The organism is Polyangium sp. 6x1 (assembly GCF_029946515.1).
Lineage (GTDB): Bacteria > Myxococcota_A > Polyangia > Polyangiales > Polyangiaceae > Polyangium.
On record NZ_JARZHH010000018.1, the window covers coordinates 74505 to 97795 of the forward strand.

Annotated in this window: 23 protein-coding genes and 1 pseudogene; 12 read left to right on the top strand and 12 right to left on the bottom strand. The window is 69.0% G+C overall.

What is annotated here, in order from left to right; genetic code table 11:
- Positions 1–14: 14 nt before the first annotated feature.
- Positions 15–971 (top strand): tetratricopeptide repeat protein, encoded by a 957-nt coding sequence (locus tag QHF85_RS18830; RefSeq protein WP_281328603.1) that lies wholly within the window; start codon positions 15–17, stop codon positions 969–971.
- A 5-nt stretch (positions 972–976) separates the two neighbouring features.
- On the opposite strand, the gene QHF85_RS18835 is transcribed toward QHF85_RS18830, so the two are convergent.
- Positions 977–2116, bottom strand: a complete 1140-nt coding sequence (locus tag QHF85_RS18835; RefSeq protein WP_281328604.1) for a cysteine desulfurase family protein — start codon at positions 2114–2116, stop codon at positions 977–979.
- A 150-nt stretch (positions 2117–2266) separates the two neighbouring features.
- On the opposite strand from QHF85_RS18835, the gene QHF85_RS18840 reads away from it, so the two are divergent.
- From QHF85_RS18840 to QHF85_RS18850, 3 genes are all read left to right on the top strand, one after another.
- The gene (locus QHF85_RS18840) at positions 2267–2869 is read left to right on the top strand and encodes a hypothetical protein (protein ID WP_281328605.1); all 603 of its coding nucleotides are present in this window, start codon (positions 2267–2269) and stop codon (positions 2867–2869) included.
- A 70-nt stretch (positions 2870–2939) separates the two neighbouring features.
- The gene (locus QHF85_RS18845) at positions 2940–3866 is read left to right on the top strand and encodes an exopolyphosphatase (RefSeq protein ID WP_281328606.1); all 927 of its coding nucleotides are present in this window, start codon (positions 2940–2942) and stop codon (positions 3864–3866) included.
- 57 nt (positions 3867–3923) lie between these two features.
- On the top strand, positions 3924–5108 hold the full coding sequence (locus tag QHF85_RS18850; RefSeq protein WP_281328607.1) for an NAD-dependent epimerase/dehydratase family protein: 1185 nt from the start codon (positions 3924–3926) through the stop codon (positions 5106–5108).
- A gap of 5 nt (positions 5109–5113) precedes the next feature.
- On the opposite strand, the gene QHF85_RS18855 is transcribed toward QHF85_RS18850, so the two are convergent.
- From QHF85_RS18855 to QHF85_RS18865, 3 genes are read right to left on the bottom strand one after another with little or no spacing between them, the layout of a single operon-like run.
- A complete protein-coding gene (locus QHF85_RS18855; RefSeq protein WP_281328608.1) occupies positions 5114–6973 on the bottom strand; it encodes a hypothetical protein in 1860 nt (619 codons plus the stop codon).
- Positions 6937–8811, bottom strand: a complete 1875-nt coding sequence (locus tag QHF85_RS18860; protein ID WP_281328609.1) for an acyltransferase family protein — start codon at positions 8809–8811, stop codon at positions 6937–6939. Before QHF85_RS18860 ends, QHF85_RS18855 begins: the two co-directional genes overlap by 37 nt.
- A 60-nt stretch (positions 8812–8871) precedes the next feature.
- A complete protein-coding gene (locus QHF85_RS18865) occupies positions 8872–9924 on the bottom strand; it encodes an aromatic ring-hydroxylating dioxygenase subunit alpha (RefSeq protein WP_281328610.1) in 1053 nt (350 codons plus the stop codon).
- 319 nt (positions 9925–10243) lie between these two features.
- On the opposite strand from QHF85_RS18865, the gene QHF85_RS18870 reads away from it, so the two are divergent.
- Positions 10244–10960 carry a TetR/AcrR family transcriptional regulator gene (locus QHF85_RS18870; RefSeq protein WP_281328611.1) on the top strand — a complete coding sequence of 239 codons (717 nt, stop codon included), beginning with the start codon at positions 10244–10246 and terminating at the stop codon, positions 10958–10960.
- Between the two features lie 38 nt (positions 10961–10998).
- Here the strand turns inward: QHF85_RS18870 and QHF85_RS18875 are convergent, their stop codons facing one another.
- From QHF85_RS18875 to QHF85_RS18885, 3 genes are all read right to left on the bottom strand, one after another.
- Positions 10999–11472 carry a hypothetical protein gene (locus tag QHF85_RS18875; protein ID WP_281328612.1) on the bottom strand — a complete coding sequence of 158 codons (474 nt, stop codon included), beginning with the start codon at positions 11470–11472 and terminating at the stop codon, positions 10999–11001.
- Between the two features lie 129 nt (positions 11473–11601).
- A complete protein-coding gene (locus QHF85_RS18880; RefSeq protein WP_281328613.1) occupies positions 11602–11970 on the bottom strand; it encodes a hypothetical protein in 369 nt (122 codons plus the stop codon).
- A gap of 3 nt (positions 11971–11973) precedes the next feature.
- Positions 11974–12447: a hypothetical protein gene (locus QHF85_RS18885; protein ID WP_281328614.1), complete on the bottom strand. Its 474-nt coding sequence runs from the start codon at positions 12445–12447 to the stop codon at positions 11974–11976.
- A 149-nt stretch (positions 12448–12596) separates the two neighbouring features.
- Here QHF85_RS18885 and QHF85_RS18890 point away from each other — a divergent pair, with 149 nt between their 5' ends.
- The 3 genes from QHF85_RS18890 to QHF85_RS18900 all read left to right on the top strand — a co-directional run bounded on the left by QHF85_RS18890 (position 12597) and on the right by QHF85_RS18900 (position 14652).
- Positions 12597–12815, top strand: a complete 219-nt coding sequence (locus QHF85_RS18890) for a hypothetical protein (protein WP_281328615.1) — start codon at positions 12597–12599, stop codon at positions 12813–12815.
- A gap of 20 nt (positions 12816–12835) precedes the next feature.
- A complete protein-coding gene (locus QHF85_RS18895; RefSeq protein WP_281328616.1) occupies positions 12836–13330 on the top strand; it encodes an MmcQ/YjbR family DNA-binding protein in 495 nt (164 codons plus the stop codon).
- 152 nt (positions 13331–13482) lie between these two features.
- Entirely contained in the window at positions 13483–14652 is a 1170-nt protein-coding gene (locus tag QHF85_RS18900; RefSeq protein ID WP_281328617.1) for an STAS domain-containing protein, read from the top strand.
- Here QHF85_RS18900 and QHF85_RS18905 read toward each other — a convergent pair.
- The 5 genes from QHF85_RS18905 to QHF85_RS18925 are packed head-to-tail and all read right to left on the bottom strand — an operon-like array spanning position 14646 to position 19826.
- Positions 14646–15665, bottom strand: a complete 1020-nt coding sequence (locus QHF85_RS18905) for a DUF1152 domain-containing protein (RefSeq protein WP_281328618.1) — start codon at positions 15663–15665, stop codon at positions 14646–14648. The two genes, QHF85_RS18900 and QHF85_RS18905, sit on opposite strands and share 7 nt — an antisense overlap.
- Positions 15666–15720: 55 nt before the next feature.
- Positions 15721–16518, bottom strand: a complete 798-nt coding sequence (locus tag QHF85_RS18910; protein ID WP_281328619.1) for a succinate dehydrogenase/fumarate reductase iron-sulfur subunit — start codon at positions 16516–16518, stop codon at positions 15721–15723.
- Positions 16518–18428, bottom strand: coding sequence for a fumarate reductase/succinate dehydrogenase flavoprotein subunit (locus QHF85_RS18915; RefSeq protein WP_281328620.1), 1911 nt, complete (start codon positions 18426–18428; stop codon positions 16518–16520). Before QHF85_RS18915 ends, QHF85_RS18910 begins: the two co-directional genes overlap by 1 nt.
- Before the next feature lie 12 nt (positions 18429–18440).
- Entirely contained in the window at positions 18441–19109 is a 669-nt protein-coding gene (locus QHF85_RS18920; RefSeq protein WP_281328621.1) for a succinate dehydrogenase cytochrome b subunit, read from the bottom strand.
- Between the two features lie 33 nt (positions 19110–19142).
- Positions 19143–19826, bottom strand: a complete 684-nt coding sequence (locus QHF85_RS18925) for a hypothetical protein (RefSeq protein WP_281328622.1) — start codon at positions 19824–19826, stop codon at positions 19143–19145.
- A 335-nt stretch (positions 19827–20161) separates the two neighbouring features.
- Between QHF85_RS18925 and QHF85_RS49815 the strand changes: the two are divergent.
- The 4 genes and pseudogenes from QHF85_RS49815 to QHF85_RS18945 all read left to right on the top strand — a co-directional run.
- A pseudogene (locus QHF85_RS49815) lies at positions 20162–20542 on the top strand (Hsp20/alpha crystallin family protein); the annotation flags it as partial.
- A gap of 288 nt (positions 20543–20830) precedes the next feature.
- Positions 20831–21733: an undecaprenyl-diphosphate phosphatase gene (locus QHF85_RS18935; RefSeq protein WP_281328624.1), complete on the top strand. Its 903-nt coding sequence runs from the start codon at positions 20831–20833 to the stop codon at positions 21731–21733.
- On the top strand, positions 21703–22800 hold the full coding sequence (locus QHF85_RS18940) for a mannose-1-phosphate guanylyltransferase (protein WP_281328625.1): 1098 nt from the start codon (positions 21703–21705) through the stop codon (positions 22798–22800). The genes QHF85_RS18935 and QHF85_RS18940 overlap by 31 nt, the downstream gene beginning before the upstream one ends.
- Positions 22801–22885: 85 nt before the next feature.
- Positions 22886–23290, top strand: coding sequence for a CBS domain-containing protein (locus QHF85_RS18945; protein ID WP_281328626.1), 405 nt, complete (start codon positions 22886–22888; stop codon positions 23288–23290).
- The last annotated feature ends 1 nt before the right edge of the window (position 23291 follow it).

A 23291-nucleotide genomic window follows, 5' to 3' on the forward strand; every position in this document is an offset into this window, starting at 1 on the left:
CTAGGCTCGAATCCATGCGCGCCCTCGTCTCGGCCCTCCTCCCGCTCTCCGTCCTTCTTTTTGCGTGTGGCGGCGGGCCTTCCGCATCCCCTGAGCCGGCGAAGGCGCCCGTCGTCGAGGTCGGCGCGGGCCCGGCGGCGCCGCCGTTGCCTGCGCCGGGACCCGAGGAGGGGGCGTCCGAGGCCGAGGAGGCGCGAGCCGCCGAGCCGGTGGACGCCTGCATCGAGCATCTGCGGGAAGGCCGGGGTTTGCCCGAGGTCGCGCCCGGCCCGGATGCCGCGTTGTATGCCGAGGCCCTCGCCGCCGAACGATCGGGCAAAATGAACGAGGCGAGGAAAGGGTACCTGAAGCTCATCCAGCAGTACCCGCAATCGCCCTACATCCCGCTCGTCTATTTCGCGTTCGGCGAGCTGTTTTTCCGGGAAGCCCAGAAGGACCCGTCGAAAAGTGCTCTGGCGAAGCAGTCCTACATGGAGGTCGTGAAATACCCCCCGCCGGCGAACACGGCGTGGCTCGCGGCGACCTTCCGCCTCGCCGACGTCCACCATCAAAATGGCGCTGGCCCGGACGCGCTCGCCGCGCTGAAGAAGCTCGAAGGCGGCGCCGCGAAGGAGCCGGGGGCGCAATGCGCGGCCTCGCTCGCTCCGCCGGGCCGCGCGAAGATGGTCGTCGTGTACGCCGACATCGGCCAGCCGGACAAGGCATTCGAGTTTTTCCGGCGAGCGAGCGGCGACCGGGGCGACGACCGCACGAATGCCCTCGCCATGGTCGCCTCGCTCGCCGAGCTCTACCTGCAGCAGCAGAAGCCCGGCGACGCGGTCAAGGCGCTCCTCGCCGTGAATGCGAACATGTACGACAAGGCCTATTGCAGGCGGGAAGAGGCGCTCGTCGCGAAGCTCGGGACCTCCCTCGACACGGCCCGCAGGCAGGAGCTCGGCCACGCGCACTCCATGCATTGCGTCCCGCACTGACGAGGCTATTGCGAGAGCTTCACCCACGCCGCCGCGAGCACCTCGGCCGCCCGCGTGATCTCCGCCTCCGTCGTCCCTCGCCCGAGCGTCAATCGCACCGATCCGATCGCCTCCTCCGGCTTCACGCCCATTGCGAGGATCACGCTGGATGCCGACTCGTGCCCGTCGTGGCAAGCCGAACCCGTCGACGCCGCCACCTCCTCCGCCTGCGCGAGCAGCGCCGTCCCGCTCACCCCGGGGAACCGCACGTTCAGCGTGTTCGGCAATCGCTTCTCGGGATGCCCATTGAGCGCGAGCCCCGGCACCCGCTCCCGGAGCAGCGCAAACAGCTTGTCCCGTAAAACGTGCACCCGCACGCTCTCGGCCGCGAGGTCTCGCATCGCCGCCTTTGCCGCGACCCCGAGCCCCACGATCGCCGGCACGTTCTCCGTCCCGGGCCGGATCCCCCGCTCGTGCCCCGCGCCCAGCATGAATGGCGCGATCGGCATGTCTTTCCGGATGAACAGCGCCCCCACGCCCTTCGGCGCATACAGCTTGTGCCCGGCGATCGACAGCAGATCCACCCCGAGCTCGCCCACGTCGATTCGCACCTTGCCCACCGATTGCGCCGCGTCCGTGTGCACGACCGCGCCCGCGCGCCACGCCGCCCGCGAGATCTCCTCGATCGGCTGGATCACGCCTGTCTCGTTGTTCGCGTGCATCACCGTGATCACGCCCGTCTCGTCGCTGAGCTTCGCGGCGACCTCGTCCGCGTGCACCCGCCCCGCGGCGTCGACGCCCACGACATCGACCCGATGCCCGTGCCGCGCGAGCCATCCGCAGAGCTTCGACGTCGCCGGGTGCTCGATCGACGACGTGATCAGCTGCGTTCGATCGGGCAGCGCCTCGGCCACGCCTCGGATCGCCAGGTTGTTCGCCTCGGTCCCGCCCGACGTGAAGACGAGCTCTTCCGGCGTGCATCCGACGAGCGCCGCGACCTCCGCGCGCGCGGCCTCGATCGCGGCCCGCGCGCGCCTCCCGTACACGTGGCTGCTCGAAGGATTGCCGAATCCGCCGCGCAGCCAGGGCAGCATGGCGTCGACCACCTCGGGCAGGAGCGGCGTCGAAGCGTTGTAGTCGAGGTAGATCGGATCTTCGGCGTGCACGATATCTGGCGGTACTCAGACCTCGCGTTCGCGTCAAGCGCGCTTTTTTACCGCGGAGCACGTGCGCCTGCCTTGACGTGTCGCTCCCGCTCGTGCGTCCATTCGTTATGGGCGCCGCACGAAGGCGCCCGCTTGATCTGGAGACATACGATGAAAATGCTTGGTATCCTTGGAATTCTGATCCTTTCGGCGACCTCGTTCCTCGCCTGCAGCGGCGGCGAAGGCTCGAGCGGGAGCGAAAACACGCCTCCCGCCTCTTCGCTCGACGTCTCGCCCTCGATCAGCACGTGCGGCGGCTTCCTCGGCAGCTCCGAGGGCGCGAAGATCCCGCCTTCCCCCGCCCCGGCCACGTATTGCGAGGCCGAGCGCCTCCTCTGGAATTACGACCCCGAGACGCGCACGCTCGGCCTGCTCGACGCGCGCATTCAGCTCAATTGCTGCGGCGAGCACTCGCTCGCCGTCGCCGTCGAGAACGGCGTCCACGTCGTCACGCAGACCGACGCCCCGGAAAAACTCGAGACCGGCGACGAGGCGCGCTGCGGCTGCATGTGCGTCTTCGATTATGCGGCCGACATCAAGCCCGTCGAGAGCTCCACGATATCGCTGCGCATCATGCGCAACGTGACGGACGACGAGCCGCCGGTCACGCTCGTCTGGGAGGGCATGGTCGACCTCACAGCCGGCTCGGGCGAGGTCGTCCTCTCCACGGCGAGCGCCGAGCCCTGGTGTGGCAATAGTAACAAGGTCCCCTGATCCTCGGGGCTTCCCCGCGCGCGCAGCCTCGGGTATCCTCCGGCGCGAAAAGCGGTCCGGAGGAGAGATCATGGCGGAAAAGTACCGGCTGGTGACGCGGAGCGACTTCGACGGCCTCGTATGCGCCGTCCTCTTGAAGAAGCTCGGCATCCTCGACGAAATCAAGTTCGTCCACCCGAAGGACATGCAGGACGGCAAGGTCCCCGTCACCGAGCGGGACATCACGACGAACCTCCCCTACGTCGAGGGCGTCCACCTTGCCTTCGATCACCACGCGAGCGAGACGCAACGGGTCGGCAAGCGCGACAACCACATCATCGACCCCCACGCCCCCTCCGCCGCGCGCGTCGTCTGGCGCCATTACGGCGGCAAAGAGCGGTTCGCCGACATCCCCGACGAGATGATGGAGGCCGTCGACAAGGCCGACGCCGCGCAGTTCTCCCGCGACGAGATCCTCTCGCCGAAGGGCTGGGTCCTGCTCAACTACCTCATGGATGCGCGCACCGGCCTCGGCCGATTCCGGCAGTTCCGCATCTCGAACTACGACCTCATGATGCGCCTCATCGACGCGTGTCTGGAGCTTTCGGTCGACGAGATCCTCCAGATGCCGGACGTCAAGGAGCGCGTCGACATGTATTTCGAGCACGAAGCGCGCTTCAAGGAGCAGATCGCTCGCTGCTCGACGGTGCACAAGAACCTCGTCGTGCTCGACCTCCGGAACGAGGAGACGATCTGGGCGGGCAACCGGTTCATGATCTATGCGCTCCACCCCGAGACCAACATCTCGATCCACGTGATGTGGGGCCTCAAGAAGCAGAACACCGTCTTCGCCACCGGCAAATCGATCCTCGACCGCAGCAGCAAGACGAACGTCGGCACCCTCATGCTCGAATACGGCGGCGGCGGCCACGAGGCGGCCGGCACCTGCCAGATCGACAACGACAAGGCCGACGAGGTGCTGAAGACCCTCATCGCCCGGATCAACGCCGACGGCTGATCGCTCTCGTCGCGATCGTCGTTCACAACCCTCCGTCGCCGTCGTCCATCCCTCGCCATGATCAAACGTCGCTCCTTCCTCGTCGGCTCGCTCGCCGCGGCCGCGTCCACGACCTTCGGCTGCGCGTCCCAACCGCCCACGCCTCCCGTCGATCCTGCGGGGGCCGCGGGCGCGGCACCTCCGCCCCCGACGAACCAGAAAAAGAGCCTGCTGATCCTCGGCGGCACGGGGTTCGTCGGGCCCGCCGTCGTCGACGCGGCGCGGGCGCGCGGGTTTGCGATCACCCTCTTCAATCGCGGAAAGACCCGCCCCGAGCTCTTCCCCGACATCGAGAAGCTACGCGGCAACCGCGACCCGAACAAGGACGAGGGCCTCAAGGCCCTCGAAGGCCGGAGCTTCGACGCGGTCATCGACACCTCGGGCTACGTCCCGCGTATCGTCCGCGCCTCGGCCGAGCTGCTTGCGAAGAACGTCAAGCAATACATCTTCATCTCCAGCATCTCGGTCTACAAGGACAACGCGACGCCGAACATGGACGAGACCGCGGCGGTCGGCACCATGTCCGATCCCACCGTCGAGACGATGGGCAAGGAATTCGAGAATTACGGCCCCTTGAAGGCGCTCTGCGAGCAGGCCGCCGAGAAGGCCATGCCGGGCCGCGTCGCGAATGTGCGGCCCGGGTACATCGTCGGGCCGGGCGACGGCACGGATCGATTCACGTACTGGCCGCTCCGCGTCGCGAAGGGCGGCGAGATGCTCGTCCCCGGCTCGCCGAACGACCCCATTCAGGTGATCGACGTCCGCGACCTCGCCGAGTGGCTCGTCAAGCTCGTCGCGGACGGCACGAACGGCGTCTTCAATGCGACGGGCCCCGGCGCGCCGCTCACGATGGGCGGCGTGATCGAGGCCAGCAAGAAGGCCGCCTCGCCGAAGAGCGACCTCGAGCTCACCTGGGTCCCGCCCTCGTGGCTCAAGTCGAAAGAATCGGGCGGCGGCGAGCCGATCGATCTGCCGATCTGGGCGCCGGCCGAGGGCGAGACGGCGGGTTTCCACCGTGTCAACGTCGACCGTGCGCGCAAGGCGGGCCTCACGTTCCGCCCGATCGACACGACGATGGTGGACCTGCTCGCCTGGTTCAATGCATTGCCCCCGGAGCGAAAGGACAAGCGCCGCGCGGGCATCTCGCCCGAGCGCGAAGCGGAGCTGCTCCGCGCGTTCCACGAAGAATCGAAAAAGAAATAGCCGCCTCAGCGCGGATCGAGCGCCTCGCAGACGGGTGGTTTTTCGTTCGTGTTCCAGCGGAACGATTGAAGCCACCCGTCGAGCGTCCTCTGCGCCGTCGGGTCCTTGAACGATTGCAAGAACACGAGGGACCCCGTCCCGCCGCAGATCGGGACCATCACGGCGCGCACCGAGATCGACGTATCCCCCCCGATCGTCCACCACCGCTCGACGCCGGCCCCGAGCGGCGTCGCCACGGGTCCGGTCTTCCCGGCCGCCACGGGCTTTCCCTCCGTGCCTTGTTCGAGCCCGCCTGCGACTTCGGCGAAGAGTTTTTCCTGGAATCGCGGCGTCGTGACGAGGTCCGAGACGAACAGGGCCCCGCTGACGAGCACGTCGGGGCGGCTGATCCGGAGCTCCAGCCCCTTGTTGCCGACCATGACATTCACGCCGAACGGGATCTGCCCGGCGATGCCGAGCCATCGGCTGAAATAATCGTGACCGATGAAGTACCCGCGCTCGCGCTGCGGCAAGGGCGCGCGCGGCAGGAGCCGGTACGGCAGCGCCACGGGTGGGCTCGCGGGCGCGGCGATCGGCGCGTCGAGGATCTGCTTCGCCGCCGCCTCGGCGAGCGGCCCTGCCAAACCACGCACCACGGCCACGCGGGTTTTTTCGGCGCGCACCACGATTCCGTTTTCGATCGACGTGCCCCCGAGCGACAGCGCGCGCAGGCAACCGGGCCGCGATTGGATCGCCTCGACAAACTCGGCCGCGTCGCTCTCCGAATCCCACGCCGTGCTCCAGAGCAGCCCCACGCCGCCGTTCGGCGCAGCGACCAGCGTGTACCGATCGCCGCCCCAGCCCGCGGCCGCCGCCGCGGAGGACGGCGAGCATCGATCGAGCACGACGCGCGTCTCCAGCTCGCCGAGCGTCCCTTCGTCGAGCGTCCGGTATCCCTGGGGCGCCCGCGGCGCGGCCAGCACGACCGGCCGTTCGCCCGCGAGGTATTTTTCGGGGTGGATCACCTGCTCGGTCGAGACCGGCGGCGACGCGAACATTCGATTGACGAGATCGAGCCCGCCAGCGCGATAAAGCTCCGCGACCATGGCCGTCCCGGCGTGATACCGGAAGAGGAGCCGCTCGCGCACGATCGGCAAAGCGCGAAACAGGGCCGCGTCCCCGTCGCCCGCGACGAACCGCTCGGCCGGCACGTCGCGCATGATGTCGGCCGCCCGCCGCACCATTCTTTGAAACGGCACGCCGCGCTCCGACGCGAGGTACGCGAACATCGTGAGCATCGCGTCGCCTTCGAGCAGCGATCCGTACGCGAGAAACTCGTCCGCGCCCATCGTCGCCCGCTTCTCCGCGTCCGGCCGCCCGAAGCTCTGATCCTGAAGCGCGTGCTCGATCTCGTGCGCGAGGATCGCCCGCTCCTTCTCGGCCTCGGCCTCGGTGCGCGGCCGGGACGCGCGCACCACGATGATCCGCTGCTCGTGATCGTAAAACCCGCGCACCTGCTCTTCGAGCACCTCGCTCGTCGTGCTCGGCGGCGAGGCGCCGGGCTTTCCATCGGGCAGGAGATCGAACGCGAGATGGAATGCCGTGCGCGCCTCGTTCTCGGCCGCCGCTTTCCGCTCGGCTCGCTCGCGCAGCGCCGCGAGGAACGCCGGCTCGTCGAGCAGATAGACCGGCACGGGCGCGCGCTGCGGCAATCCGCGCAGGTGCGCGACCTCGGCGACGAGCGCCTGGATTCGCGCTTGTGTGAGCGGCGCCGGAGGAGGGGGCGCGGCAGGGCCTTTCGCGACAGGCGGCGGGGTGCCTGCGCATCCGGCGAGGGCGAGCAGAAGTCCTAGGGCCGCGGTTCTTTGACCTGCTCGATCACCCATCGCGCGATCTCCTTCGCCCCTGGGCCCCCGAAATGCATCCCGTCCGGCCGGATCGGCTCGCCTTGGCTTTCGAGCGCGCAGGGCCCACCGGGGCAGAGCCGTTCTGCGAGGTCGAGCACGCGGATGCGTTGGTCGCGCTCTGCCGCCTTCTCGATGAGCCGGTTGAAACAAGCGACCTGCCCTTTGAGCTCCGGTTTGTCCCAGCCGCCCACTGGCGGCGGCACGCGCGCGACGTACAGCCGGCCGGTCTTGCCGGCGAGCATTGCAAGTTGGTCCCCGAGCACCTCGGCATACGCCGCGTCCCAGGCTGGATCGCAGATACGTTGCCAGCGGCCGTCGATCTCCACGCGCGCGTAAAAACCACCGCCGAGCAGCACGAGCGTCACGTCGGGGTGGAGCTCATCCGCATGGCTCGCCCACCGCGCGTCGCAGGGCCCTCCGTCGTGAGGCACGTTCGTCAAGGACCGCGCCGGCCGCCGGCCCTCCATGATGCTGCAATCGGGCGTGCCCTTTTCGATCACGATCGTCCCCGTGCCGGACTGCACCGCATGCATCCGCTCGCCGAGCGATTGCGCAGCGGAGTCGCCGACGACCAGGATCTTCACCGCATTCTCGGGCACCGGCCACGGCAAGAGCTGCAGCCCGATCCGCATCGTCGCTCGATGCTGCGTGCCCATGAGCAGCGCGCCGAGGCAGAGCGCGACCGACGACGAGAGCACGAGCGCCGGCTGCCCGAACGGCGCGCCGCGCTTGCGGATCGGCTGCTCCAGGAAGTGGTAGGAAATCAACGCCACCGCGAACGTCGTCGCATACCGGAGCGCCGAGAGACCGATCCCGGACAAACCAATTCGCTCCGGCCGCAGCACCACGTAGATTGGCCAGTGCCAGAGGTAGAGCCCGTAGCTCACGAGGCCCACCCACGCGACCGGGCGGAACGCGAGCGCCCGCGCCACGAGGCTCTCTTCGCCGTGCGCCGCGCAGACGATGAGCACGAGCACGCAGAGCTCCGTCGCGAGAAACCCTCCGCGATAAAGCAGCGGGCTCTGCCCGTCGAGCTTCACCCAGGCAAACGCGAGCGCGAGCGCTGCGACGAGGCCGAGCCCATCGAGCGTCCGCACCACGGCCTTCCGCTTCGACGTGCCGCGCTCGGCCATCAGGCACGCGAGCGACGCGCCGAGCAGGATGGCCACGCCGCGCGTATCGGTGCCCATGTAGGCCCGCGACGTGTCCGTCCGGTTGCCCAGCCAAACCATGAGCGCGCCCGACACCACCGCGAGCCCGAGCGACACGGCGAGCATCACCCGCCGCGAGCCCCGCGACAGGTAGAGCACGCCGAACGCGAGCAGCGGCCAGACGACGTAGAATTGCTCCTCGATCGCGAGGCTCCAGGTATGCTCGAGCGGCGACGGCACCTGGAACATGTCCCAGTAGCTCCGCCCCGAGAAAATCGCGCGCCAGTTCGCCACGTAGGCCAGCGTGGCGAGCCCGTCCTTGCGGATGCGATCGATCTCTTCGGGCTTCGCGAGCTGATGCGCATACAGCGCGACCACCGGCAGGAGCGCGAGGAGCGCCGGGAAGAGACGGCGCGCGCGGCGAACCCAGAAAGCCTTGAGATCGATGGTCCCGGCCTTGCTCCACTCCGCGAGCAGGAGCGAGTGGATGAGGTATCCGGACAGGACGAAGAACAGGTCGACCCCGAGATACCCACCGTCCAGCCTTCCATCGTGGAACAGGAGCACGCCGAGCACGGCGAGCCCTCGCAGGCCGTCGAGCGCGGGCAAATGCGGGATGGTGGCGCGGCGGAGCGGATTCGTTTGTTCGAGGGCAGGCGGGCTCACGGGCAGCCCGGGAGATAGCGCATTCCGGGCGCCCTGGACATGAAGAATGTGCGGCCGATGTCAGTGGACGACGGCGGCGCCGTCGGGCATGCCCGCCTCCTCGGTTTCCGGCTGCGGGGCGCCGGCCTTGCGGACGAGCCGGCCCGTGGGCACGAGCGTCGTCGTCGAGCCGCGCAGCTCGCGGAAGTAATACTTGCGGAAAAACAACGTCGGCGCGTCGGTCGCGACGGACGGCTCCTCACCCGGCGGCGGCACCTCGGGCGGGTTCGAGGTCTCGAGCACCTCGCGATCCTCGGCGAGGATGTTGTTGAACTTCGTGGCGATCCACGTGAGCGCCTCCGAGCCGAAGAACGTCCGCGCCGAGGACAGCACCATCTTCGTGTGCCCCTCGTCGATCGGAATGCAATAGATGGCCAGGCGCATCCGGCGTTTCGGCTCGTCGAGGAGCACGAGCTCCATCGCGTTCGGCTTGCGCCACTTCAAGATCTGCCTCTCGTTCGCCTCGAAGTCCCATTTCGAGTAAACCAGGCCGCCGAAGGGGGCGGGCTCGATGCGCATCTCCAGGGTCGTGTCCGGCCGGAGCTTTTTTCGGATGTCGCGGCCGATGCTCTTGCGATGGATGTACGGCAGGTGGGGCGTATCGAGCATGTTCTCCATGGCCCGCGTCCAGTGGGTCTTCCAGACCTCCTGGGTGAACCCGACGTGCCAGCCCTCCTCGACCAGCGCGGGCGGCGGCTCGGGCTCCGTGCCGGCGGGATCGGGCCCCGTGAAGACCCAGATGAGGCGGCCGACCTCGCGCACGGGCACGGGCGTCGCGCCATACCGAGCGCGTTTCTCCGGCGGCACCTGGTTCAGCGGGATCTTCGCGCAGCCGCCGTCTTTCTGGAACGACCAGCCGTGAAAAGGACAGGCGAGGCAGCCGTCCGCGTCGACCTGGCCGAGCGAGAGCGCGACGCCGCGGTGCGGGCATCGATCGAGGAGCGCGCCGACGCCGCCCTTTCCGTCGCGGAAGAGGGCGAGCGTCTCGCCGGCGACCTTCACCGAAAGCGGCTTCTTCCCGAGCTCTTTGGCCAGGATGACCGGAGTCCAGACGTTCGCGAAGCTCTCGAACACGGTTGCCTCCCGCTCTTTTGCTACATCACATGTTCTAAGAAACTTGGAGCAAGTTGTCAAGCCCTCGACCGTGGAGACTGCGGGAACGACGTACCAGGCCCCGGCGCGGACATGAGGGACCGCATCGGATCGATCGAAGGCGACATCGGACGCTCGGACGGGGCCTCCCGTCCCGTGAAGATCCGTAGGGGCGTTTCCGTTGTGTAGATCATGAATTATAATAAAAGTCAGGTGGTGATCGCGCCGGCCGCGCCGGGCCCACGCAGGGGCGGCGTCGGATGCTTGAACTGGCGGATGGATTGGAGTACCAGACGACGAGATGGGCAGGCCCGCAGGCTCACGCAATCCGGACTTCGAGGCGACGCGCGCGTCGCTCGTCGCGGCCGTGCAAAAGCGGCTCTCGGCGCCCGACGGCCCGCGGGCGAGCTTCCGCGAAATGGCGGCGGCCGCGGGGGTGAGCGTCGCGACGCTCCGGCATTATTTCGGGTCGCGCGAGGGCGTGGTCTCGGCCGTGCTGTCGCATTGGCACGAGCGCGGGCAGAGGTACATGCTGGAGGTCGCCACGGGGCCGCTCTTGCCCGTGCGCGCGTCGCTCCGGACGTTTTTGGCTTATCTGGAGATCGGCTTCCGGGGCGGTGTCGAGGAGGTGCACGCGATCGGCCTCGCCTGCGGCCTGCGCGAGCCCACGCTCGGGCCGAGATACCTCGGCGAGGTGCTCGATCCGACGCTCGAATCCGTGGAGGCGCGGCTCGCCCGGCACGTGGCGCGCGGCGAGCTACGCGCGGGCGACGTGCGGCAAATGGCGCTCCTGCTGGTCGCGCCGCCCTTGGTCGTCCTCCTGCATCAAAACTCGCTCGGCGGCACGACGGCGCGCCCGCTCGATTGGGAGACCTTCGCCGACGAGCACGTCGACGCGTTCCTGCGCGCCTATGGCACGGGCCACGAGGCGCCGGCCGAGCCGGGCGCCGAGGCGTCGTTCGGCGGCGGCAGCATACCCCCGCTGCGAAAACGCCCGCGTGGCGGGCACGACGCCTGACCGATCAGCGTTTGTCCGGGTGAATGCCGAGCGACCCCTCACCCCGCGGGCCGCGCGCGGCGCTTCGCTCGGCTGAACGCGAGCGCGGCCAGGGCGACGGTGATCCCGAGCGGGGCCACGTCGTTCGAGCTCCCCGCCGCCGACACGGAGCAGCCCTTTTTCTCCGCCACCGTCGCGGCCGCGGCGGAGGGCTGCGGGGCCGGGGTCGTTGCGGCGGAGGGCTGCGGGCCCGGAGTCGTCGCGGCGGCCGGCTGCGCGGCCGGGGCTTTGGCGCCCGCCACGCAACGGAGCCGCTGCCGCCCCCCGAGGGCCTCATAGGCGACGCACGTGCCGGCCGCGCCTTGGGCATCGGAGCACGCATCGCCGGCCTGCTTCTTGACGCAGACCTCCTCGTCCGGCCCGATCAAGTCCGCGGCCGCGGAGGAGGGGCCGACGAGCGCGGCGAGCGCGAGCAAAACGCCGGAAAGCCGGCGCGCGACGGAGCGTTTGTCCAGGGAAATGAAAGTGCGCATCCAGAACAACTCGCTCCTTCGCTCGGCGAAGTCAAGGGGAACGGGGCGTACAAGGCGCGGGCACGGAGGGCCGCGGCGCCCGGGGCTGGATCGAGGGCGCGATTCGATCCCTCGACGTGCGTCCGGCGGTCACGGCCAATCGAAGAGCGCGCGGCTCGCAAATCCCAGGGTGACGCTCGCCATGTTCGCGGCGAATGCCCACCCGAGCGTCTTTTTCTTGCCCATGAACCGGAAATACCCGGCCTCCGCGGTCACGGCGAACGTCTCGGCGATGACCACCATGATCCAGTATCGAGGCGTCTGGGAGATCCATAACGAGGGATGGGGCGCGAACACGGCGAGGTAAAAGCGCTCCCACAGGGCCGGGATGACGAACCAGACGATCGGGTGCGTGAGCGCGCTCGCGCCGAATGCCTCGTACACGCGGACGCGGAGCCCATAGACGTAAATGGGGATCTCGACGACCTGCGTGAAGACGAATGCCCAGACCCAGTCCACCCCTCACCCCGCGGGCCGCGCGCGGCGCTTCGCTCGGCTGAACGCGAGCGCGGCCAGGGCGACGGTGATCCCGAGCGGGGCCACGTCGTTCGAGCTCTCCGCCGCCGACACGGAGCAGCCCTTTTTCTCGGCGACGGTCACGGTCGCGGCGGAGGGCTGCGGCGTTGGGGTCTTCGCGGTGGCCGGCTGCGGGTCCGACGTCTTTGCGGCGGCGGGCTGCGCGGCCGGGGCCTTGGCGCCCGCCACGCAGCGGAACCGCTGCCGCCCTCCGAGGGCCTCATAGCCGACGCACGTGCCGGCCGCGCCTACGGCATCGGCGCACGCATCGCCGGCGCTCTTCTTGATGCAGCTCTCCTCGTCCGGCCCGATCTCGTCCGCGGCCGCGGTGGCGGGGCCGACGAGCGCGGCGAGCGCGAGCAAAACGCCGGAAAGCCGGCGCCCGAGGGAGCGTTTGTCCTGGGAAATGAAAGCGTGCATCAAGAACACCTCGCTCCTTCGCTCGGCGAAGTCAAGAGCGACGGGGCGCACGAGGCGCGGACACGGCAGGCCGCGGCGCCCGGGGCCGGACCGAGGGCGCGATTCTACCCCTCGACATTTGGCGCGATGGGGCGGCAGAATAGGCGGCGATGGCTCGATGGGTCTCTTGCGCCGCGCTCGCCCTCGGCTCGGGTCGGCTCGCGCGCGCGGGCGTCTCGAAGGCGCGTGACGAGGGCAGCAAGCGGAAGCGGGCGCCTGCGACCGGGCCTTCGAAGGAGAGCGAGCTCGACGAGCAAGGGGGCCGCACCCGCGAGCGACGGGACGACCGCCAAACCATTGCATTCTACGACGACGTAAAAGACACGTGACCTCGGGTATCGAGAGGACCATGGCGAGCACGAAAGCCGGCACGACGAAATCGACGAAGACCACCAAGAAGACGGCCACGAAGAAGGCCAAGGCCCCCGCGAAAAAGGCCGCTCCTCCGGCGAAGAAGGCGGCCGGACGGGCGAGCAAAATGGCGGGGCCCGGCGGGGTGCTGGAGCGGTTCCGCGCCATTTGCATGGGTTTTCCCGAGGCCACGGAGGTCGAGGCCTGGGGGCACCCGACCTTTCGCGTGAAGGACAAGATCTTCGCCGCGATCGGCGGAGAGAACGGCGTGTGGTCGTACGGCGTGAAGACCACGTTCGAGATGCAGGCCGGGCTCGTGGCGACCGACCCGCGATTCACCATTGCGAAATACGTCGGCAAGCACGGGTGGATCGACGTGCGGATCGACGAGCCGAACGACAGCGCGATCGACTGGAACGAGGTTCGGGCCCTCGTCGCGGGCAGCTACAAGATGATCGCGCCGAAGGCCCTCGCCGCGCGCGTCGACCACTGAAAGCCGCGTCTCCCTACGTCACGTCACGTCGTTGACGTATCCTCGGACAATTCTTTCCGAGGTGGAATTATTTTCGCAGATTTCCTGCTCGACGGTGCCACGAGCGACGTGGTAGTCCATTCGTTGGACGACGTAGGTTCTTGGAGACTGTAATGGATTCGGCTTGGTTCCAGCATTGCCCGGGTATGCTCGTGGCCACGAGCCCGGATGGTGCGATTCGTGGCTTCAATTCCGAAGCCGAGCATGTCCTCGGCGCCGAGCGCGTGCGAGGCGGCTCCTTGTTCGAGTCCCTTCACCTCGATCACAGAGACACGGTCGCGTCGGCGTGGGCGAAGATGAATGAGGGCGAAGCCTTTGGCGCCCTCTGCCAAATGCGTGACGTCGAGGGTGTTTTTCGCACGTTTTCGTTGCATGCGCGGCGTTCGCCGGGCGCGGCCGAGATCTACGTCACGATCGTCCCGATGCCGAGCCTCTCCTCGGGCCGGCTCGTCGTGCCCCCCGCCGAGGACGTCGCGCTTCTGCCACCGACCGCGCCCGAGCGTGTTCTCCGCGGGATCCTCGATAACGTCGATATCTCGGTGTACGTGATCGACCAGCAGGGCACGTATTTCGTTCACGATGGCAAAGGGTGCAGGGCCGGCGGCTTCGAGCCCGGGATGCTCATCGGGCAGAATCTCCTCGAGCTTTACAAGGACGTGCCGGATGGCCTGACGCACATCCGTCGCGCGCTCGCGGGGGAGCACGGCCACGTGACGAGCGAGGCCCACGACGTCCTGTGGGAGAGCTGGTTCATCCCGATTCGCGACGCGGCGGGGGAGGTCACGCACATGCTCGGCCTGACGCTCGCCAAGAACGACGTGCGGAAAGCAATGGTCGAGCTCCGGACGAAGATGGAGCTCATCGAGCGGCAAGAAGAGGTCATCCGGAACCTGGAGACGCCGGTGATCCAGGTCTGGGAGAAGGTCGTCACGCTCCCGATGATGGGCGTCGTCGATAGCAAGCGCGTGGCGCGCGTCATGGACGATCTGCTCTCGTCGGTGGTGCGCACGTCGGCGCGGTTCGCGATCCTCGATCTGACCGGCGTCGATATGGTCGACACGATGACGGCGAGCCACCTCTTCAGCCTCATTCGCGCGATCCGGTTGCTCGGCGCGGAGGGGATCGTCACGGGGATCCGGCCGACCGTGGCGCAGACGATGGTGACGCTCGGGCTCGATATGTCGTGCCTGACGACGTGCGCGAACCTGCGCGAAGGGCTCCGGCTCTGCATTCGCCGGATGGCGGAGGAGAATCGCGTCCGGAAGGACGAAGCGGCTCAGTAGCCGACCATGTCCTCCTGCCGCGGGAGGTTCTCCACCTCGCGCGGGCCCGCCGCGAGCAAGGCGCGCCCGCGGCGGAGCGCGAGGTGGCAATCACGCACCGTGGTGCAATCGCGGATCCATTCGACGATCTTCGAGCGGCGCGCCACGGCCTCGACGTCGAAGGCGAAGACCATGGCCATGAGCGGCCAGACGAAGAAGCGGCCGGGGCTCACGCGGCTCCGAAGCGCCGGCGGGACGTTCTCACCGCCGAAATGGCCCTCGGCCGCCGAGAGGATGAATCCGGTGAGCGCCGAGCGGAACGTCTGGTTCGCATAGACGTGCTCGACGCAGCGCTTGTAGAAGAGAAACCCCGGGCTCGTCGGTTCGAGGCTCACGGCGCCGAGGAAGCCGCCGGCCTCGGTGAGCTCGGCGATGGCGCGCAGGCTCGCGGCGTCCGAGACGCCATTGAAGCGGTCGGCGCCGAGGCCGATCGAGCAGAGCAGCTTGAGCTTCACGCCTTCGAGCGAGGCCACGGCGGCGATGGAGACCGCGTCCTCGATCGGATCGCCGAGCCCCTCCTCGTCGCCGCGCATCAGCGAATCGGATCCCCCGTCGACGAGGATCACGGCGTCGACGGCGTGGCGCTGGACGAGATCGGCGTAGAACGCGCGGAGGGCGGGCGCGGTGAAGGCCCGCGCGTAATAGGCGTAGACGAAATGGGGGGCGTTCCCGGGGCGCTCCTTGTCGAGGAAGCTCGCGAGGTGCACCTCGGGGCCGTAATCGGGCGGGGGGCTCGCATGCGCGAGGACCTGCTTGACGACGGCGCCCGTCTCGGCCGTGTAGACGACGGCCGCGTCGTCGATGCGCTCGGGCTCCCCGAACGAATAACTGCCGACGATCACGCGCTTGCCGAGGCGCTCGAGCTCGGGCAGGAGAATCGTCCCTTGCAAGAAATCGAAGCCTCCGCCGCAGCCGCAGAGGAGGACGGTCTCGATGGAAGGATCGGCGAGCCGCGCGAGGAAGGTCGGGAGCATGGCGCGGCGCCGAGGATACCACGGCGGCGGCCTCGGGCATCGACCGTTCGAAAGGTCAGCGGCGTCGTTTCGGCGTGCCGGGCTCGATGTGCCTCGGCTGCGCGCGCCCCTCGCCGGAGAGTCGGGCCGCGAGGTAGTCGTGGTTCATTTGCGTGATGACCTGGAGCGGGATGCTCTTCGGGCACGCGGTCTCGCATTCCCCGGCGAACGTGCAATGGCCGAAGGCCTCCGCCGCCGCGGCCTGGACCATGCGGAGCGCGCGCCGCGCGCGCTCGGGCTCGCCCTCGGGGAGCTTGCCGAGGTGCGTGATCTTCGCGCCCGTGAAGAGCGCGGCCGAGGCATTCGGGCAAGCCGCGACGCAGGCCCCGCACGCGATGCATGCGGCCGCATCCATCGCCTCCTCGGCGCGGTCCTTGCGGATCGTCGAGGTGTTCGCCTCCGGCGCATTGCCGGTGTTGACGGAGACGTAGCCCCCGGCGGCGATGATCCGATCGAGCGCGCTCCGGTTGATGACGAGGTCCTTGATGAGCGGAAAGGCCTTCGCGCGAAAAGGTTCGAGGAAGAGCGTATCTCCGTCGCGGAAGCTCCGGAGATAGACCTGGCACGTGGCCGCGCCCTGGAGCGGGCCGTGCGCGAGGCCGTTGACCATGAATCCACAGGTGCCGCAGATGCCCTCACGGCAATCGCTGTCGAAGGCGATCGGCTCCTCGCCCTTCTGCACGAGGCCCTCGTTGACGACGTCGAGCAGCTCGAGGAGCGACATGTCGGGCGAGGCCTGCGTGCTCTCGTAGCGGACGAACCGGCCCGGTTCCCCGGGACCCCGCTGGCGCCAGACCTCGAGCGCAATCCGCATCACTTGTAGCTCCTTTGCATGGGCGGGGCCGCCTCGAAGACGAGCGGCTCCTTGTGCAGGACGGGGGATTCGCCCTCGCGCCATTCCCACGCGGCGACGTAGGCGAAATGCTCGTCGTCGCGCAGGGCCTCGCCGTCCGGCGTCTGGTACTCCTCGCGGAAATGGCCGCCGCAGGACTCCTCGCGCTGGAGCGCGTCGCGGCAGATGAGCTCGCCGAGCTCGAAGTAATCGGCGACGCGGCCCGCGGTCTCGAGCTCTCGATTCAAGGATTCGCCCTGGCCGGGGACCAGGACGTCCCGGTAAAACCTCTCGCGGAGCTCGGGGATCTGGGTGAGCGCGCGTTCGAGCCCCGCTCGATTGCGGGACATGCCGCACGTGTCCCAGAGGAGCTTGCCGAGCTCGCGGTGAAACGAGGAGGCAGAGCGCTTGCCGCGCGCCGCGAGGAGCCGCTCGATGCGGGCGAGGGTGTCCTTGCGCGCCTCCGCGAACGCGGGGTGCGCGTCGTCGATCGCCGGGGGTTTTGCGCGCGCGAGGTAGCTGCCGACGGCGAGCGGGGCGATGAAATACCCGTCGGCGAGGCCCTGCATGAGCGCGCTCGCGCCGAGCCGGTTCGCCCCGTGATCGGAGAAGTTCGCCTCGCCGAGCACGAAGAGGCCGTCGATCGTGCTCATGAGGTCGTAATCGACCCAGAGGCCGCCCATCGTGTAATGGATGGCCGGGTAGATCCGCATCGGGGTGCGGTAGGGATCCTCGCCGGTGATCTCGGCGTACATGGCGAAGAGGTTTCCATATCGCTCGGCGATGACGTCCGCGCCGAGGCGGCGGATGGCGTCCGCGAAATCGAGGTAGACGCCGAGGCGGGTCGGGCCGACGCCGCGGCCCTCGTCGCAGACGGCCTTGGCCGCGCGAGAGGCGACGTCGCGGGGCGAGAGGTTGCCGTAGCTCGGGTACCGGCGTTCGAGGTAATAATCGCGCTCGGCCTCGGGGATCTGCTCGGGCGAGCGTTCGTCCCCGGCGCGGAGCGGCACCCAGATGCGGCCGTCGTTGCGGAGCGATTCGCTCATGAGCGTGAGCTTCGATTGATGCTCGCCGCTGACGGGGATGCACGTGGGGTGGATCTGCGTGAAGCAGGGGTTCGCGAGGTACGCGCCGCGGCGGTGCGCGCGCCAGATCGCGGTCGCGTTCGAGTTGCGCGCGTACGTGGAGAGATAATAGGCATTGCCGTATCCGCCCGTGGCGAGGACGACGGCGTCGGCGACGAACGTGCGAATCTCGCCGGTCACGAGGTCGCGCGCGACGATGCCGCGGGCCTTGCCGTTCGCGACGACGAGGTCGAGCATCTCGGTGCGCGGCGCGATGCGCACCGTGCCCGCGTGGACCTGGCGGAGCAAGGCCTGGTAGGCGCCGAGGAGGAGCTGCTGGCCGGTCTGTCCGCGCGCATAAAACGTGCGGGAGACCTGGGCGCCGCCGAAGGAGCGGTTCGCGAGTTTGCCCCCGTATTCGCGGGCGAACGGGACGCCCTGGGCGACGCAGTGGTCGATGATGCGCAGGCTCACCTCGGCGAGGCGGTAGACGTTGCCCTCGCGGGCCCGGTAATCGCCGCCCTTGACCGTGTCCTGGAAGAGGCGCTGCACGCTGTCGCCGTCGTTCTGGTAGTTCTTCGCGGCGTTGATGCCGCCCTGGGCCGCGATGCTGTGCGCGCGGCGGGGGCTGTCGTGGAAGAAGACGCATTCGACGCGATAGCCGAGCTCGCCGAGCGTGGCCGCGGCCGAGGCGCCCGCGAGGCCCGAGCCGACGACGAGCACCCTGTATTTGCGGCGGTTCGCCGGGCTCACGAGCGCATATTCGAATTTGCGGCGCTCCCATTTCTGCGGGAGAGGACCGCCCGGGATCTTGCCGTCGAGGTGCATGGATGCCTCCCCCTAGCGCCCTCGCGTGAGCGCGAGCGCGAGCGCGGTGATCGGAATGGCGGCGAGGCCCACGGCGACGATCAGCGCGAGGGCGACGGAGAGCCGCCGGAGCGCGCGCAGCCGCTCACGCCGCAGGGTGAGGCCGAGCGATTGCGTCATCGCGAGCGCGCCGTGCGACACGTGCAAGCCGAGCGCGATCATGCTGACCACGTAGATCACGGTGGGCACGACCGAGGAAAACGCGACCGAGACATTCGAATAGACGCGGCCCGGGGCGTACGCCGGGTGGAAGAGGCCGAGGGTCAAATGGAGGACGTGGTAGACGACGAACCCGAGGAGGACGAGGCCGGTCCAGAGCATCGTGCGCGCGCCGAGGCTGCTCGCGGCGCGCTCGTAGCGGCCATAGGAGATCGGGCGGGCGACCTGCCGGCGCATGGAGAGGTCGAGCGCGAGGACCACGTGAATGCAGAACGACGCGAAGAGGACGGCGCGGGCCGACCAGAGCACGCCGGCATTTCGGTGAAGGAGCGCGCCGTAGGCGTCGAGCGCCTCGGGGCCCGCGAAATAAAGCAGGTTGCCCGCGAGGTGCAGGACGACGTAGGCCGTGAGCACGACGCCGGTCGTCGCCATGAGCGCCTTTTTCGTGACGCTCGTCGCCCCGAGTTCCACGCTCGTCGCCATCGCGGGCCCTCCTCCCTGTACGATCCGGATCCCTCAGCGGTGGGGATAGCCGTAATAATAGACGCGCGGCTGCGCCGGGGCTCGCTGCTGGATGATCACCGAGCGCGGATAAAAGAACGGGTCGTACCACCAGTACGGAGACGCCCCGCCCCCCCAGCCGTAGCCATACCCATAGGCCATCGTGGGCGGGGGAGGCTCGATGCGGCGACGCTCGAACGGGGTCCGCTGGGTGACGACACGACCGTCGGTGTGCACCCGCCAGACGAGGTCGAATTGCGGCAGATCGCTGGCGCCCCGGAGCGACTCCGGGAGCGGGAAATAAGCGTCGATCGTCGTCGATCCGCCGCGCGGGACCACGACGACGGGCATCCCCGCGTCGGTCGCATTCGCGAATGCAGGCGTGGCCTCGCCCTCCACGCCCGCGAAATTCACCCGGAGCTCGCGCGTGTCGACGGCCCAGGCCTCGGCGCCGTCCTCGTTCGCCACGACGAGGCGGACGTGCAGCGAGCGGACCGGTTCGTCGTCCTCGGACAGGCGCACGTCCGTCACGCCAAACGAGCTCACCCGCACGTCACCCTTGCCCGAGCCCGGCGGGACGACGTACCGCGCCGCCGGATACCCCGATACCGACGCGTTGGCTTGCTCGGCGGGCTGATAATAATACGAGGCGCCGCATCCAGTCACGGCGAGCGCGAGGGCGAGGAGCAATCGGCGCATGTCGCTCGATTCGTGCAACCTTCATGCGCAAGGGGAGCGCGACCGTCCTTCCAGGACGCCCGCTCGCGGCCCATCGAAGCGGACGCGGCCTTGGCACTGTGCAATCGTCACCGTGCCCGGTCCGCGCACGGAACGTGCATGGAGCGCGCGCAAATCCATCGAAAGAGGAGGGGAACATCATGGCTGGATTCATGCGCAGACGAGAAGGCCGAGAAGGGCAGCAGGGGCCATCCCGCGAGATGACACAGGCAGGAGCCCGCGAGCCGTGGCGCGAGCAGCGGCTCGCGACCGCCGACCCGTTCCGCTCGCTCGGCTCAACGGATCCATTCCGGCGCATGCGCGAGATGCTCGCGTGGGATCCGTTCGCCGAAATGGAATCTTTCCTGCCGCAAGGCCGGGCCTTCGTGCCCGACATGGAGGTACGCGAGACCCGCGACGGATACATGATCCGCGCGGATCTGCCCGGCATGAAGGAGGACGACGTCTCGATCGACGTCTCCGCCCGTCGGCTCACGATCAGCGGCAAGCGCGAGGAGGAGCAACGCGACGAGGGCGAGCGGTTCTGGGCCTACGAGCGCTCGTACGGGAGTTTTACCCGCTCCTTCACGCTGCCCGAGGGGATCGATCCGGACCGGATCGACGCGAATCTGTCGAACGGCGTGCTCGAGGTGCACATCCCGAAATCGAAGGCAGAGGAGCCGAAGCGCATCAACGTGAAGCGCGGGGAAGGCCGCGCCGAGGAGCAAGGCGCGCAATCGAGCGTGCGTCCGCAGACCACGGCGAGCGGCGCGTCGGGCACGGGCGCGAGCACGACCACGGCGCAATCGTCCGCGGCAGGCGCGGCGGGCGGGGGTTCGGCGGGGACGCACGGGACCTCGCAGGCCACGACGGGCGCGGGGAGCAGCGAGCAAGGCACGACGCAGGGCGGGTCTCGGGAGAAGGCGGCCTGACGTAGGAGCGGCCCGGATGGACAAGGGCGCCGCGGCGCTGCTATCACTGGCCGCGTGCTGCCGTTCGCGGAGGTCGTGCTTTTCGCCGGGATTCAGGGCCTCGCCGAGGCGCTGCCGATCTCGCGCTCGGGGCACGACGCGGTTGCCCGTCTCTGGCTCGATCCGGGCCGGAGCGCCGCGGCGCTCGAGTCGATCCTGCACGTCGCGACGGCCTCCGCGTTGCTCGTCGGCGCCCGGCGGCACCTCGTCGGCGCGGTCTCCGAGGGGCTGCGGGCCGTCGCGCGTCCCTCGCTCTTCCGCTCGTCGCCGGGCGCGCACGACGCCGCCGTGCTCGTGGTCGCGGCGGGCACGAGCCTGCTCGTGCGCGCGCTCGCGGCGCCGTTCGTCGAGCTCTGGAGCGGCGCGCCGATCGCCGTCGGCTTCGGGCTCGTCTGGACGGGGCTCCTCGTCGCCACGATGGCCCTCGCGCCGACCGGGCGCGTGGAGGCGCCGCCGCTCTCGCTCGCGGCGCTGCTCGGCGTCGTGCACGGGACGGGCGCGCTGCCGGGCGGCTCGGACGTGGGCGCGGCGCTCGTGATCGCCATGTGGATGGGCGTGAAGGCCGATCGGGCGCTCGAGCTGGCCCTCTCGCTCACGGGCGTCACGTTGCTCGCGTCGTTCGTCGCGGGCCTCGGCGCGTCGTCCCCGGCCACGGAGCTCGGCGCTTCGGCGATCGGCTTCGGCCTCGTCACGGCTTTCCTCGGCGCGACGGTCGCGATTGGCCTCGCGCGCAGCTTGCTCGAAAAACAGGCCCTCGCGCGGCTCGCGTTCTGGGTCCTCCCCTTGGGCTTCGCCACGGTCTCGTACGGCCGTTCGTTCGGCGGGGTCTCGGGGCGGGAGGGGCCGGCGCCCGTCGTGGTGGCCGCTATGTCCATGGATGACAAACCATGCAATCCGCTCCTCCCGTCTACGCCTTGATCCTCGCCGGCGGCGCCGGCACGCGTTTCTGGCCGGCCTCGCGCGCGGCGAAGCCGAAGCAGCTCCTGCCCCTCGTCGGGAGGACCCCGCTCATCCGGCAGACGGCCGAGCGCATCGCGCCTCTCGTCGACTGGGAGCGGCTGTTCGTGGCGACGGGCAAGCACCTCGTGGAGCAGACGGCCGAGGCTTTGCCGGAGCTCTACGCCGAAAACACGCTCGTCGAGCCCGCCGCGCGGAACACGGCGCCTTGCATTGGTTGGGCGAGCTTTCACATTGCCCGGACGAACCCGGACGCGGTGCTGATGGTCCTGCCGAGTGATCACCACGTGCGCGACGTCGTGGGTTTTCGGCGCGCGCTGGAGCGCGCGGTGGCCTCGGCGGCGAGCGGGACGATCACGACGATCGGGATCAAGCCCACGCACCCGGAGACGGGGTATGGGTACATCGAGCTCGAAGGCGAGGCGCGCGGCGTGGAGGCGCTGCCGGCGAAGCGATTCGTCGAGAAGCCGGACGCCGCGCGGGCCGAGGCCTTCGTGGCCGGTGGCAAGCACCTCTGGAATGCGGGGATGTTCTTTTTCCGGGTGCGCGACATGGTGGACGCCATCCGCGCGTACATGCCCGCCCTCGCCGTGGGGCTCGAGGCGATCGATCGCGCCGCCGAGGAGGGCGAAGAGCAGGCCGCGCTCGAAAAGGTGTTCCCGACGTTGCCGTCGATCAGCATCGATCACGGCGTGATGGACCACGTCGACCATTTCGCGGTCGTCCCCGGCGATTTCGGCTGGAGCGACGTGGGGAGCTTTCAGACCGCGTTCGATCTCGCGGAGAAGGACGCGCAGCAGAATGCGGCGCCCCCGAGCGCGCTGTTCGTCGACGCGCGGCGGAACCTGGTGCTCGATCTGCGCACGGGGGCGGAGGATGGCAAACGCGTGATCGCGCTCGTCGGCGTGGAGGATCTCGTGGTGGTGGAGACCGACGACGCGCTGCTCGTGGTGCCGCGGACGCGGGCACAGGACGTGAAAGAGGTCGTCACGGCGCTCAAGGCGCGTGGACGAACCCGCCTCGTTTGATGGAGAATTCGTCCCCGCTCACGTGGGGACGGACGCACGCGAGGGGTGGACAGGCCGGTCGCGAAGTTGCATTCTCTCCCCGGCCATGAAGGGACACGCGCGCCACATCATGACGCATCACGCCGAGGCCGTCTCGCTCGGGACGCCGCTCGAGGAGATCGCACGGCTGCTCGTCGACGCGCGCGTCGGCGGCGTCCCGGTCGTCGACGAGCACGAGCGCGTGGTCGGTTTCGTGAGCGAGACGGATCTGATGGCGACGCTCTTGCAAGGGCAGACGCCCGGAGCCGCGGCGCGCGACGTGATGAGCCACCCGCCGATCGTCGTGGACGAGTTCGCCACGACGGACGAGGTGATGACCATTCTCCGCACGGGGCAGATCCACCATTTGCCGGTGGTGCGGAGCGGACGGCTCGTCGGGATCATCACCCCGCTCGACGTGCTCAGGTATTTCGTGGAAAAAGTGATGCCGCCCGAGCCCGAAGTGGGCTGAC

Excerpts from the sequence above, each read along its gene's own strand:
- QHF85_RS18830 (WP_281328603.1), top strand. The coding sequence starts at position 15 with ATGCGCGCCCTCGTCTCGGCCCTCCTCCCGCTCTCCGTCCTTCTTTTT.
- QHF85_RS18840 (WP_281328605.1), top strand. The coding sequence starts at position 2,267 with ATGAAAATGCTTGGTATCCTTGGAATTCTGATCCTTTCGGCGACCTCG.
- QHF85_RS18845 (WP_281328606.1), top strand. The coding sequence starts at position 2,940 with ATGGCGGAAAAGTACCGGCTGGTGACGCGGAGCGACTTCGACGGCCTC.
- QHF85_RS18850 (WP_281328607.1), top strand. The coding sequence starts at position 3,924 with ATGATCAAACGTCGCTCCTTCCTCGTCGGCTCGCTCGCCGCGGCCGCG.
- QHF85_RS18855 (WP_281328608.1), bottom strand. The coding sequence starts at position 6,973 with ATGGGTGATCGAGCAGGTCAAAGAACCGCGGCCCTAGGACTTCTGCTC.
- QHF85_RS18870 (WP_281328611.1), top strand. The coding sequence starts at position 10,244 with ATGGGCAGGCCCGCAGGCTCACGCAATCCGGACTTCGAGGCGACGCGC.
- QHF85_RS18875 (WP_281328612.1), bottom strand. The coding sequence starts at position 11,472 with ATGCGCACTTTCATTTCCCTGGACAAACGCTCCGTCGCGCGCCGGCTT.
- QHF85_RS18885 (WP_281328614.1), bottom strand. The coding sequence starts at position 12,447 with ATGCACGCTTTCATTTCCCAGGACAAACGCTCCCTCGGGCGCCGGCTT.
- QHF85_RS18890 (WP_281328615.1), top strand. The coding sequence starts at position 12,597 with ATGGCTCGATGGGTCTCTTGCGCCGCGCTCGCCCTCGGCTCGGGTCGG.
- QHF85_RS18895 (WP_281328616.1), top strand. The coding sequence starts at position 12,836 with ATGGCGAGCACGAAAGCCGGCACGACGAAATCGACGAAGACCACCAAG.
- QHF85_RS18900 (WP_281328617.1), top strand. The coding sequence starts at position 13,483 with ATGGATTCGGCTTGGTTCCAGCATTGCCCGGGTATGCTCGTGGCCACG.
- QHF85_RS18905 (WP_281328618.1), bottom strand. The coding sequence starts at position 15,665 with ATGCTCCCGACCTTCCTCGCGCGGCTCGCCGATCCTTCCATCGAGACC.
- QHF85_RS18910 (WP_281328619.1), bottom strand. The coding sequence starts at position 16,518 with ATGCGGATTGCGCTCGAGGTCTGGCGCCAGCGGGGTCCCGGGGAACCG.
- QHF85_RS18915 (WP_281328620.1), bottom strand. The coding sequence starts at position 18,428 with ATGCACCTCGACGGCAAGATCCCGGGCGGTCCTCTCCCGCAGAAATGG.
- QHF85_RS18920 (WP_281328621.1), bottom strand. The coding sequence starts at position 19,109 with ATGGCGACGAGCGTGGAACTCGGGGCGACGAGCGTCACGAAAAAGGCG.
- QHF85_RS18925 (WP_281328622.1), bottom strand. The coding sequence starts at position 19,826 with ATGCGCCGATTGCTCCTCGCCCTCGCGCTCGCCGTGACTGGATGCGGC.
- QHF85_RS18940 (WP_281328625.1), top strand. The coding sequence starts at position 21,703 with ATGCAATCCGCTCCTCCCGTCTACGCCTTGATCCTCGCCGGCGGCGCC.
- QHF85_RS18945 (WP_281328626.1), top strand. The coding sequence starts at position 22,886 with ATGAAGGGACACGCGCGCCACATCATGACGCATCACGCCGAGGCCGTC.